The 12,309-nt window shown below is 35.4% G+C and carries 12 protein-coding genes; 11 read left to right on the top strand and 1 reads right to left on the bottom strand.

The window, feature by feature from the left end; all coding sequences use genetic code 11:
• Window positions 1–176: 176 nt before the first annotated feature.
• From QME45_13445 to QME45_13430, 4 genes are all read left to right on the top strand, one after another.
• Window positions 177–1,058, top strand: coding sequence for a C39 family peptidase (locus tag QME45_13445; protein ID MDI6619637.1), 882 nt, complete (start codon window positions 177–179; stop codon window positions 1,056–1,058).
• Window positions 1,052–2,245, top strand: coding sequence for a hypothetical protein (locus tag QME45_13440; GenBank protein MDI6619636.1), 1,194 nt, complete (start codon window positions 1,052–1,054; stop codon window positions 2,243–2,245). The genes QME45_13445 and QME45_13440 overlap by 7 nt, the downstream gene beginning before the upstream one ends.
• Before the next feature lie 294 nt (window positions 2,246–2,539).
• Entirely contained in the window at window positions 2,540–3,205 is a 666-nt protein-coding gene (locus QME45_13435; GenBank protein ID MDI6619635.1) for an MFS transporter, read from the top strand.
• A gap of 94 nt (window positions 3,206–3,299) precedes the next feature.
• A complete protein-coding gene (locus tag QME45_13430) occupies window positions 3,300–4,595 on the top strand; it encodes a helix-turn-helix transcriptional regulator (GenBank protein ID MDI6619634.1) in 1,296 nt (431 codons plus the stop codon).
• Between the two features lie 48 nt (window positions 4,596–4,643).
• Here the strand turns inward: QME45_13430 and QME45_13425 are convergent, their stop codons facing one another.
• A complete protein-coding gene (locus QME45_13425; protein ID MDI6619633.1) occupies window positions 4,644–5,081 on the bottom strand; it encodes an ACT domain-containing protein in 438 nt (145 codons plus the stop codon).
• 391 nt (window positions 5,082–5,472) lie between these two features.
• On the opposite strand from QME45_13425, the gene QME45_13420 reads away from it, so the two are divergent.
• The 7 genes from QME45_13420 to QME45_13390 all read left to right on the top strand — a co-directional run bounded on the left by QME45_13420 (window position 5,473) and on the right by QME45_13390 (window position 12,234).
• Window positions 5,473–5,673: a zinc-ribbon domain-containing protein gene (locus QME45_13420; protein ID MDI6619632.1), complete on the top strand. Its 201-nt coding sequence runs from the start codon at window positions 5,473–5,475 to the stop codon at window positions 5,671–5,673.
• A gap of 388 nt (window positions 5,674–6,061) precedes the next feature.
• Entirely contained in the window at window positions 6,062–6,475 is a 414-nt protein-coding gene (locus tag QME45_13415; GenBank protein ID MDI6619631.1) for a hypothetical protein, read from the top strand.
• Between the two features lie 18 nt (window positions 6,476–6,493).
• Window positions 6,494–7,822, top strand: coding sequence for a replication-associated recombination protein A (locus QME45_13410; GenBank protein ID MDI6619630.1), 1,329 nt, complete (start codon window positions 6,494–6,496; stop codon window positions 7,820–7,822).
• A complete protein-coding gene (pepF, locus tag QME45_13405; GenBank protein MDI6619629.1) occupies window positions 7,822–9,630 on the top strand; it encodes an oligoendopeptidase F in 1,809 nt (602 codons plus the stop codon). The genes QME45_13410 and pepF overlap by 1 nt, the downstream gene beginning before the upstream one ends.
• Window positions 9,631–9,958: 328 nt before the next feature.
• A complete protein-coding gene (locus tag QME45_13400; protein ID MDI6619628.1) occupies window positions 9,959–10,792 on the top strand; it encodes a transporter substrate-binding domain-containing protein in 834 nt (277 codons plus the stop codon).
• A 73-nt stretch (window positions 10,793–10,865) separates the two neighbouring features.
• Entirely contained in the window at window positions 10,866–11,525 is a 660-nt protein-coding gene (locus QME45_13395; protein MDI6619627.1) for an amino acid ABC transporter permease, read from the top strand.
• Window positions 11,512–12,234, top strand: a complete 723-nt coding sequence (locus QME45_13390; GenBank protein MDI6619626.1) for an amino acid ABC transporter ATP-binding protein — start codon at window positions 11,512–11,514, stop codon at window positions 12,232–12,234. Before QME45_13395 ends, QME45_13390 begins: the two co-directional genes overlap by 14 nt.
• Window positions 12,235–12,309: the final 75 nt, after the last annotated feature.

Here is a 12,309-nt window from a genome sequence, read left to right as displayed (position 1 = left end):
GGTTTTTCATTCGCAATTTTTACCAGTAAAAAAGCTAGCACAACGAGTTAATTAATAAATTCAAATAAATCCATAAGTTTACTATTATCAGGGATATTACAACTATTACAATTAGTATAATATCCCTAATAACTATCAGCACAACAAATTAATTTATTAAAAAGGAGTTGTTATTTATGAAAAAGGCATTTTTAATTCTATTGGTGTTTTGTATTTTGTTTGTACCAGGGAAGTATGCTTTTGCAGAAGATGTGCAAAAAGAGGGACCGCAAAACGGTAAAACACATATTAATTACCCCATCGACGCCGCTACTCAAAAACTGATTGATGAAAAGCAAAAATTAGAGGATTTATACTTTAAGGCGAAAGAAGGAAAAATATCAGTCGATATATTACATTCAGCAGAACAAAATTTTGATAAGGCTCATAACACAAAATTATCTGATAAGGATTATTCTATAATTAGTACTAAATCAAATTCCAAAAAAACAAATAATGTATCACCACAAACCAATTATAGTAATTTTATTTTTGATTTGTATCAAGAACCGCAACAAAAATCTTATTATTGTGGTCCTGCAACAGCCTGCATGATCATAAAAGCAAAGAGCATCAGTATAACACAGAGTCAGGCTGCAGCATCGCTTGGAACTGAGATAGATAAAGAGACTCCTTGGTATAGAAGTGCTTCTGTAGGTTACCCAATGGCAAATACATTAAACTCATATGAGTCTACGAGTTGGTATATACCATACGGAACAAATGTCGAGGCAGCTACGTTTTTAGATCATGTTGTTTTTGATATTGATCATGATTATGGCGTTGCGGGAGATGCTTATGAAGTAAAAGGTGGCCCTCATTTAACAGGTCATCCAAATCAAAATATATTCCATTGGTTTGCAATTGATGGATATACTGATAATATGTCCAATGTTCATTATGCTGATCCTGCATCTGGTGCTCCATCGATACCATGGTCTGGAGATGTCCCTCCATATTCCAAGATATATTATCAAAATTTAGCAACAATTGTTGACGGAAGAGGAATCATATGGTAAGGAAAATTATCGCATGTATCATTTTATTTTTATTGATATTATCAGGATGTGGGAAAAAACAGAAAAATCCTAATGTAGTAAGCAATATATCACCTAAAAATAACCCAAGTGAAAATACTATAAGTAAAGAATATAATAACGAAATGCCCCTGGAAATCTCAATGAAAGAACTCTGGCCTTATGTCCATGTAAAGACATTTAATGCGCTATTGCCGGATGACCGTGCATGGGCACTCGTAGATGTAGGTGATGACGGTTATTTTGTAATAGATGCACCTCCTCAAAAAGGGAAAAAAGAAGAAATAATGTTATATAATTTAAATAACAATACATATGAGCATATAGCATATTGCCCTGATAAAGCTCAGGCTGTATATGCCGATATAAATAAGAAATGGGTTGTTTGGAGTGAAGCAATGGACCAAAGCTTTGCAATTTGGAGAATTCATATATATGACAGATCAAAACATGAAGACAAGGTAATATATAGCAGTCTAAAAGACTCTAACGGGGATGGATATTATGGTCCATTCCAGCATCCTAGATTATACAATGATTTAGTTGTATGGAGCCCTGCAGTAGGTCCTAAAACCGAAGCAGGTCCTACTGTTACTATTAAAGAATATGATATCATCAAAAATAAAATTACTGATGTAGTTAAACAGGGAATAAATCCTGTACAGACTGATGATTATTTGATATGGATGGGGAAAGATAGCATAGATAGTAAAAATCCATGGAGTGAATTATACTGGAATAAAAACGGTAAAATACAGCAGATTACAAAAAATATATCGGTTGAAGGATTCGCAACCGACGGTAAATCAATTGTATGGACTGGCCATATTTCAAATAACCCTAATTGGACCATAGGATTAATTGAAAATAACAAAGAGCGCCGTTTGCTCACCACAGATGAAGCAAATGCACAGCAATTTTTATGGATGGGTTCACGAATTATAGCATGGAATTCATATAGTATTGTAAGAGTATACGATAGAAAGCTTGATAAAATAGTAGTCCTTGAAGATAAAGATGCTGATTGTACCAACGTTATTACAAGTAACAGGTACCTTTGCTGGACAGTCCCGATCATAGAAGATGAAGTTCAAAGAATGAAAGAAGGTAAAAAAATCGGTATTGTTGCGGATAAAATAAATATAATCGATTTAAACGAACTGAAATAATTAAAAAATATGAGCTTTAGGGAATACAGACAGAGCCTTGGATTCGCAGCCTAATCGCGTAGAGTCCCTTTCCAATTTCCAGCTTTCACATCAGTATATTCTTTCTTTTATTATTTTAATCATTAACAAAATACTCTTCAATCATATATAAAATAATGCAACATTGATTTATAAATCAATGTTGCATTATTTGTACAATAGTATTATCATATAAGACAGCAACATTAAATGAAATAATTAAAGAAACTTATGCAGAAAGTACAAAAAATTCGTAAAGAATTACGGTGGAAGATTATGAGGTTTTCAATTTTAAAACAAAAAAACTTTTTAATATTAATGTTAGGAAAATCGATATCCATTATAGGAACTGAGATGCAAAACTTTGCATTATCATTGTATGTTTTAAAAATCACAGGGTCAGCTACATTATTTGCCACTGTCTTGACAGCAACAATAATTCCAAAGCTTGTTTTAGGGCCGATAGCCGGAGTTATAGCGGACAGACTTAACAGGAAGAAATTGATTATATACTTGGATTTGCTAAATGGATTAACAATTCTATTTTTTGTATATTTATATAGTAGAAACGGCAGTTTAAAATTAACCAGTATATATATTTTAGTAGCTATTACATCTGTAGTTCTAACTGGCATTGGCTTCCTTGTTCAGGTAGTAACAGGGGTAGGAAATATTGCATTAACAACCATGCTCCAAAGGGAAATACCTTTGCATTTAATGGGTAGGGTAAATTCGGTCTTTGAAATAGGGGTAATGTTGGCAATGCCTTTAGGACAAATAGTATTTGGCGTCTTATTTGATAAAATACCATCATGGTTATGTTTGATTATATCATCGCTGATTTTGCTTACTACCATATTGTCTTTAAGGAAAAATCTGATTAGTCAGGAAGACATCACAAATTTAAATACAAACGATAATTGTACTTCCGATCTTAAGTAGATTTATTCTATAATAAAAGTGGAAAAGATTATATTAAAGATTTAAAAACTTTATAATACGATACGTCATAAATATAGCAGAAAGGTAATTAGATATGAATTTTTTAAATCCTGGTGAAAAAATAAAAAAAATAAGAAAATATTTAAAAATGAATCAAGAAGAACTCCAAGATGAGTGTATCTCAAGAGGATTAATAAGCATGATAGAAATAGGCAAAAGAGCATTGACAAAAGATGTAGAAATAAAACTTGTTGAAAAATTTAGGCTTAAGGCTAAAGAACTCAATATAAGTTTGGATATAGATGAAAAGTATTTGCTTCGTTCTTCTTCAGAGGATGCCGAACTGTATTGCATAGAAAAACTTGAAAAAGCTGAAAAAAGCGATGATATTGAAGATGTTTTTGAAATAGCCTCAAAATTTAACTTATTAAATGTGAAGGCGCTTTTTTATGCTAAAAAAGCCGATTTTAATATGTCAGATAAAGATTATGATACCGCTTTTATAAACTATAATGAAGCTATAATTATTGATCAAGTTATAAATCATTATGAAAAGTTTCCGTACTTATATTGGAAAATAGGATTATGTAAAGCAGAAGAATCTCAATACAGCGATGCGTTATCATATTTTAATATTTGTGAACATTATTCAATAATGTATAAGGATTTGGAATTACGAAATAAGGTATTATATGATATAGCTTTATGTTATGAAAAACTCGATAAATTAGAACTGGCGCTGGAGTGTTTGGATAAATATTTATTTTTAACCAGAGAAGAAAAAGAAAATAATGTTTATTATTATGTTAATATGCTTAAAGCAAACTGTTATGAAGAAATGGGCAAATACGACTCTGCTATCGAAATTTATAATTGTTTATATAAAAAATTGGCGGAATCCGATTCACTGTTAGGATACGTATATAATAACTTAGGGTCAATTTATTTTGACAAGTCTGATTTTGAAACTAGTTTATATTATTTTGAAAAAGCTGAGAATATTAGAAGGGTTATAGATAAGGAACATTTATGCTATACGCTTATGGAAAAATCAAAAATATTTATTAAGCAACATCTATATGGTAAAGCAATAGAAACAATTAAATCAGGTCTTAATTATGCCAATATTTATAAAGATTATGATTGTTTGCTGAAATGCTATCATAATCTTCTGCGTATTTATGGAAGCACGGATAATATTTCAAATTTAAAGAAAACTTATATGTCTATTATTGAGGTATTGAAAGAAATTAATAATTACGATGAGCTTGTTTCAGCATATGTTAAGTTAGCGCTTATATATTTGAATGAAAATGATATAGAAAATGCAAGGTATTATCTTACTCTAGCCCAAAACAAAGGAAGCGAAAATCATGAAAAAGAAACTTAATATTCCTGGCTTATTTTCTATTATGGTTTTCATTATTATTCTTATATTTTATTGCCTGCCTATTATGTTTACCTCGATGATGCCGTCAACTTTTTTGATAGCGCAGATAAGCCTATCCAGATCCATATCCTGCGGATTATATTCAAATGTAACAGTGGCGTTGGCTATATCGTTAATAGGTATATTCTGGTTTATCGTAAGTATATTGCCTTTCCATTCCGCAATTATATTAAGGAGATTTGAAAGTACTCCGGGAATATGCTGAAGCAGGAGACTTAAAGTAACTATGCTTTTTTTGGATACTTCGGATTCTAAATATATACTATCCTTATATTTATAAAAGGCGCCTCTGCTTATACCCACCATTTGCACCGCTTCATTTATGCTGCGTGCCGTTCCCGACTGGATAAGCTTTTTGGCATCTATAACTTTTGAATATATTTCAGGCACGACTTCCTTTTTTACTATATAATATTGCTCAGGCATACTGTTAACCTCCGATATTCATAACAATTATAACCAAGTCTATTTAAAACCCGATTACTGCATGACGAGTGCATATTAAATCATACCAATTTTTCGATTCAATATATTCTAACATATGAGATAATTTATAACAAGTTTACAGACTCTTAAGGCTGTGAGCTTAGCGATTGGAATAATATTCTTCAGATATAGAATATGCACCTTCGTGTTTTCAGTTGATTTTTGCTTGATGCACCTGAAGCATACAGCCATAAAATATTGTAAATTTTTTACGGCTGTGCTATAATTAAATAGTTCATTTAATTATAGTATGATTGCCCCCTGTTCTGGAGGAAATGATATAAGGATTAAATGAAATCATTTAATTTAAATTGAATAGGGGGTGTTCTATATGCCAGATAAAAAATTGATATGCAAGGATTGCGGCAAGGAATTCATTTTTACTGAAGGTGAACAGAAATTTTATGCTGAAAAGGGTTTTACAAATGAACCGATAAGGTGTAAGGAATGCAGGGCTGCCAAGAAAGCCAGGTTTAATAACGATAGAACAAGGCATGAGAGCTTTAATTCGCCAAGGATCACAAGGCTGTAATATTGCATCTTAGGGACTATGTAATATTTTTACATAGTCTTTTTCTATAACTTCTTCCAAATAATAAGTAACTACTTCAATTGCCGTTAAAATGCTTGCCCAATTGCGACGGAGTCAGTTCACTATTTATACTGAAACAGACTCTAAAGACTTTCAGCTAATTGTTCTTCACATAATATTTTCCAAATATAAAATAGTACCTATCTTAAATAATATGTTTGCTATAGCGTTCAAAATAGATTAATATATATAGAAGATATTGAGTACACTACATAAGGAGCGCGAAGCGGAGCTCTTCACATTAGTGGAAATCGTAATTATATAAAACGAATCGTGTAAAATATTTGGTAATTTATATATAAATTTTAAATTAATTGGAGGTAACAAAATGGATAAATTATCGGTTGTAGTTATGGAGAAGGATGCTCAGACAGGATTACTCGATAAGGAGCTTGGAAGCTATTCAATAGAATATAATATCGATTACATCGATAAAGTATTTGCAGTAATCGAAGAAGGCAGGGAAATCGTTCATCTATACCTTACAATACCCGGTGAATTTGAGGATTGGGAGTTTAATGCCATACTTGATAATTATGATACATCTCTTTATGATGGTTTGATTTTGTCAATAGAAGAGGATCAGGACAATCACAATCCAGGATGGATTTTGAAAGTTGAATTTATAGAAGATGATGACAAGATGGAGGAAAGGCTGAATAACATACTTAAAATACATGATGCGGAAGCTGCCAGGGTTACCGAAGAGATAAAGGGCATGAAGGATGAGTATATTGAATAGTTCATACGGGGTGTTACAATGAAATTTTATGAGCAGAGCTCGTTATTTGACAATGATAAATCCAATGTTCCTTTGGCCGACAGAGTAAGGCCCAGAAACTTTGACGAATTTGTCGGGCAGGAACATTTAGTCGGAAAGGGTAAAGTATTAAGGCGGCTTATTGAACTCGATAATATAACCTCTATGATATTGTGGGGACCTCCCGGCGTTGGGAAAACGACTCTTGCGATGATCATCGCAAACATGACTAATGCCGAATTCATAACATTCAGCGCTGTAACATCTGGAATCAAAGAGATAAAAGATGTGATGAAAAAAGCTGAAGAGGGAAGGCACATGGGCAAGAGGACAGTGCTTTTTATAGATGAAATACACAGGTTTAACAAGGCACAGCAGGATGCTTTTCTTCCCCATGTAGAGAGGGGAAATATAATACTGATAGGAGCCACTACCGAGAACCCTTCATTTGAAGTGAATTCAGCATTGCTTTCGAGATCAAGGGTATTTGTGCTAAAACCCCTCGGTGTCAAGGATATTGTAAAACTTTTGAAAAATGCACTAAATGATGAAAGGGGATTTAAGGAGATTAATGTAGAGATAGACGACGAGCTTCTCTCCATGATAGCATCGTATGCCAACGGCGATGCGAGAGTCGCCTTGAATACCATCGAGATGGCGGTAAAAGCTACAAAAGAGGAAAAAGGCGTAAGGAAGATAACAAGGCAAACCGTCGAAGGGTGCATGCAGAAGAAGTCACTTCTTTATGATAAGAATGGCGAAGAGCATTACAATCTTATATCCGCTCTTCATAAGTCCATGAGAAACAGCGATTGGGATGCTTCGATATACTGGCTTGCAAGGATGCTTGAAGCCGGTGAGGACCCATTATATATTGCGAGGCGTGTAATCAGGTTTGCATCTGAAGATGTTGGACTTGCTGATCCAAGGGCGCTTCAGATCGCGGTTTCGGCATATGAGGCTGCTCATTATATAGGTATGCCTGAATGCAGCGTAAACCTTGCTGAAGCAGTTGTATACATGGCTCTTGCGCCAAAATCGAATGCCCTATACGCAGCATATGAAAAGGCTGCAGGAGACGCTAAAGATACGATAGCCGAAGGGGTTCCGCTGCATCTTAGAAATGCTCCCACTAAACTTATGTCCCAGTTGGGCTATGGCAAGGGATATAAATATGCACATGATTTTAAAGAAAAAATCGCTGATATGGAATGCATGCCTGAAAATCTAAAGGGAAGGAAGTATTATATGCCGACTTCTCAGGGGATTGAGAAAAATTTAATTGAAAGGATGAATTATATAGAAAAGGTAAAGGGAGGTTTTAAATAATGGATAACAAAGACACAAGGCTCAAAAGCAGGAAAGATATACCGGAAAAATACAGATGGAAGCTTGAAGATATCTACAAAGATGATGATTTATGGGAAAAGGATTATGAAAAAGCAAAGGCAATGATAAAAAATGTTGAAGGGTACAGGACAAGATTAAAAGAATCGCCGCAAATCCTGCTGAACTGCCTGAAGCTCAGGGATGACGCTTTGAGGTTTATAGACAAAATTTATGTATATGCCCACATGAGAAGGGATGAGGATAACTCGAATACATTTTATCAGGGCATTGCCGGAAAAGCGGAAGGGCTTAATACTTATGCGGATACAGAGTTTTCGTTTATTGTCCCGGAAATACTGTCCATACCTGCGGAAACGATAGAGAGCTTTTTAAATGAGAATAAGGGACTTAAGTTATATAAGCATTATTTGGATGAAATACTCAGGATCAAGGAACATGTATTGCCTCCCGAGCAGGAAAAAATAGTGTCATCTGCCGGAGATATTTCAAATTCAGCCGAGAATATTTACAGGATGCTTTCAAGCGCAGACATAAGGTTTCCTGCCGTTAAAGATGAAAGCGGAAATGATGTTGAGCTTTCAGAAGGGCGGTTTTATCAGCTTATAAGATCGCAAAACCGTGAAGTCAGGAAAAGTGCGTTTGAAGGTCTGTACAGTACTTATGGAAAATATAGAAATACGTTTGCAGCCACGCTTAACGGCGTTGTAAAGCGGGATATTTTCTATTCGAATGTAAAGAAGTATCCATCGTCTATCGATGCCGCGCTGGATGGCGATAATATCCCGAAAGCGGTATATGAAAACATTATAAATACGGTCAATAGCAACTTGGCCCCTCTTCACCGGTATGTGGATTTGAAGGGAAATGTGCTTAAGATCGATAGAGTACATATGTTTGACCTTTATGCTCCGATTGTAAAAAATGTAAATATAAATATTCCTTATGAAGAGGGTTTAAAAATAGTTGAAGAGGGATTAAGCCCTCTTGGCAGTGAATATATCGGTCTTCTTAAAAAAGGTTTCGATTCAAGGTGGATAGATGTATTTGAGAATCAAGGCAAGACTAACGGGGCTTATTCATGGGGTTCATATGATACGCATCCATATGTGCTTCTAAATTATAAAAATAGCCTGTCGGATGTTTCTACAATAGCCCATGAGATGGGGCACTCGATACATTCATACCTTACAAGGCAGAACCAGCCGTACGTTTATTCAAATTATACCTTGTTCTGCGCCGAGGTCGCGTCGACTACAAATGAGGCACTGCTTATAAATTATCTTCTTAAAGTGACAAAAGACAGGGCAAAAAAGGCATATATCATGAACCAGTACCTGGAAACGATAAGGACGACGGTTTACAGGCAGACGATGTTTGCCGAGTTCGAGTTTTTAATTCATGAAGAATCTGAAAGGGGCAGAACTCTTACGCCCGATTATCTGTGCTCTGTATGGCATGATTTGAACAGCAAGTATTACGGAAAAAATGCTGTCATAGATGAGGGAATAGATATGGAATGGGCAAGGATTCCGCATTTTTACTGGGATTTCTATGTTTATAAATATGTCACAGGCTATGCTGCGGCAACAAGCCTTTCTCGAAGAATAATCGACGAAGGTGAGGACGCATTAAAAAGATATACGCAATTTTTAAAGAGCGGGGATTCGGATTATTCCATTAATTTATTGAAAAAAGCCGGAGTAGATATGACGAAACCGGAGCCGCTGATCAGCACCATAAATGTTTTTGACGATATTTTAAATCAGCTTGAAGGCTTGTTAAACTGAGATTAATAATTGAAAAGTTAAAATGGCATGCCGGTATTTGAACAGTATATTTGTGACTGTTCAAATACCGGCATATTTTTTGCCATGAGGTATGTTCATATCAAAAAATATGTATAAATATTTGAATACAATAACATAAATATTCATTAAATTTTGATTATACTTTCATAGTAGCCTACAGAACTTGGATTTGGCGAATAACTGTTCATAACATCACAGTTTATATAACAAGCTGAAAAAATTTTTAATAAAGTACTTGCATTTTAATTCAGACAATAGCATAATGATACATATATAATAAATAATTATTCTATCGGGGGGATATAAAATGATAAAAAAACTAGTCGCAATCGTTTTGACATTTTCGCTTGTGTTAGCACTTGCTGGATGCGGGCCAAAAGCTACATCAAATAAAAAAGTAGATGATAATAAAAGCGCAGGAGCCCAGAAGGAACTTACATCTGTCGATAAAATTAAACAGGCAGGGAAAATAATAGTCGGTACCGAATCGACATTTCCGCCATATGAAAGCATCGATCCAAAAGATGGCAAGACCGTAATTGGTTTTGACATGGATATTGCAAAAGCCGTGGCCGATAAATTGGGAGTCAAGCTGGAAATTAAGGATATGAAGTTTGACGGGCTTATCGGTGCGCTCTCAACAGGTATGCTCGATTTTGTAGCGGCAGGTATGTCTGTCACTGATGAGAGAAAACAGAATGCCGATTTTTCGGATATTTACTATAAAGGCGGTCAGATACTGGTAGTAAGCGAAAAGAACAACATAAATAGCGCATCGGACATGAGCGGCAAAAAAATAGGCGCTCAGCTTGGTACCATATCGGCAAAAGCTGCGCAGAATATAAAAGGCATAAAGCTTCAGCAACTGGACAAAGTCGACCAGCTGATGATGGAGATAAAGAATGGAATGATAGACGGGGTCGTTGTTGATGATACCGTCGGAGTAAAATATGTAAAAACAATGGGAGATTTAAAGGTAGTAAAAATACCCGAGCTCAATCAAGGAGAAGCTGGAATGGGTATTGCGGTTGCAAAGGGCAATAAAGCTCTCCTGGATGTAATAAATCAGACATTGAGCGATTTAAAATCGAACGGGAAGTTCGATAAGCTTGTTGATAAATGGGGGCTGTTAAAGCAATGATCAATCGGGCAGGTCATACTGCCCTGTTTTTATGTTTATGGTATGGGGAGGTTAGTTGATGACAAAATATAAGTTGGATTTTACGGTTTTATCGAAATTTTTTCCTCTGCTTTTAAGCGGCGTAGAGATGACTCTTTTACTTACGCTGCTTTCCGTTGGAATAGGAGTGATACTCGGGCTCATTGCGGCTCTTATGAGGATGTCTCATATTAAAATATTGCGTTTTATAGGGACGGCATATATTGAAATAGTAAGGGGCACCCCGCTGATGGTTCAGGTGTATTTGATCTTCTTTGGTTTTCCACAGATTTTGGGTTTTATAATACCACCATTAGTAGCAGGTGTAATATCTCTGGGATTCAACAGCGGGGCATATGTCGCGGAAATTATCAGGGCAGGAATCCAGGCTGTGGATATAGGGCAAACAGAGGCTGCATATTCCCTCGGTATGAATAAAAAGATGAACATGCAATATATTATCATTCCTCAGGCGGTCAAAAACATATTGCCGGCGCTTGTAAATGAATTTATAACGCTAATCAAGGAATCATCCGTCGTATCGGTAATAGGGCTGACTGAGCTTACAAGGGACTATAGCCTTATAAGCAGCGTTACATTTAGATCATTCGAGCCTCTTTTGACAATTGGCGTCATTTATTTTATAATGACTTTTACGCTTTCTAAATTTATGGGCAGGTTTGAGAGGAGGCTTAGAAGAAGTGATATACGTTAAGGATTTGCATAAGAAGTTTGGAAAACTTGAGGTTTTACGGGGAATAACCTGTACAATAAAAAAGGGCGAAGTCGTGACGGTTATAGGTCCCAGTGGATCGGGGAAAAGCACGATGTTAAGATGTATAAACATGCTTGAAGTACCCACATCAGGTGAAATATATATCGATAATGTCAGGATAAATGAAAAGGGCATCGATATAAATAAAGTGAGACAGAGAATGGGAATGGTTTTTCAGCATTTTAATCTGTTCCCACATTTAAGCGTTATAGATAATATAACGATTGCGCCGAGAAAAGTCCTGAATATGGAGAATGGCAAGGCTCAGGAGGAAGCAATCGAGCTTTTGAAGAAAGTAGGCCTTATGGATAAAAAGGATGCATATCCGTCACAACTGTCCGGAGGACAAAAGCAGAGAATTGCGATCGCAAGGGCGCTTGCAGTGAAACCCGATATAATGCTCTTTGATGAGCCTACGTCAGCGCTTGATCCAGAGATGGTAAAAGAAGTTTTAAATGTCATAAAGGATCTTGCAAATGAAGGCATGACAATGATAGTTGTGACTCATGAAATGGGATTTGCGAGGGAAGTTTCGGATAAGATCATGTTTATGGATGAAGGAAAGATAATAGAAGAGGGTGAACCCACCGCGTTTTTTGAAAATCCGAAAAATGAAAGGACAAAATCTTTTTTAAGCAAAGTATTGTAATTCAAAGCTCAGCAATTTAAGGTAAAATTTCAAAGTAAGTTCCACTTTCCTAAAGTAAATTCCATCTAAAGGCAT

It is taken from the genome of Clostridiales bacterium (assembly GCA_030016385.1).
Classification (GTDB): domain Bacteria; phylum Bacillota; class Clostridia; order Clostridiales; family Oxobacteraceae; genus JASEJN01.
This window is presented reverse-complemented; position numbering and strand designations above follow the sequence as displayed.

Coding starts and splice junctions, on each gene's coding strand:
- QME45_13435 (MDI6619635.1), top strand. CDS start 2,540: ATGAGGTTTTCAATTTTAAAACAAAAAAACTTTTTAATATTAATGTTA.
- QME45_13410 (MDI6619630.1), top strand. CDS start 6,494: ATGAAATTTTATGAGCAGAGCTCGTTATTTGACAATGATAAATCCAAT.
- QME45_13400 (MDI6619628.1), top strand. CDS start 9,959: ATGATAAAAAAACTAGTCGCAATCGTTTTGACATTTTCGCTTGTGTTA.
- QME45_13440 (MDI6619636.1), top strand. CDS start 1,052: ATGGTAAGGAAAATTATCGCATGTATCATTTTATTTTTATTGATATTA.
- QME45_13420 (MDI6619632.1), top strand. CDS start 5,473: ATGCCAGATAAAAAATTGATATGCAAGGATTGCGGCAAGGAATTCATT.
- pepF (MDI6619629.1), top strand. CDS start 7,822: ATGGATAACAAAGACACAAGGCTCAAAAGCAGGAAAGATATACCGGAA.
- QME45_13430 (MDI6619634.1), top strand. CDS start 3,300: ATGAATTTTTTAAATCCTGGTGAAAAAATAAAAAAAATAAGAAAATAT.
- QME45_13425 (MDI6619633.1), bottom strand. CDS start 5,081: ATGCCTGAGCAATATTATATAGTAAAAAAGGAAGTCGTGCCTGAAATA.
- QME45_13415 (MDI6619631.1), top strand. CDS start 6,062: ATGGATAAATTATCGGTTGTAGTTATGGAGAAGGATGCTCAGACAGGA.
- QME45_13445 (MDI6619637.1), top strand. CDS start 177: ATGAAAAAGGCATTTTTAATTCTATTGGTGTTTTGTATTTTGTTTGTA.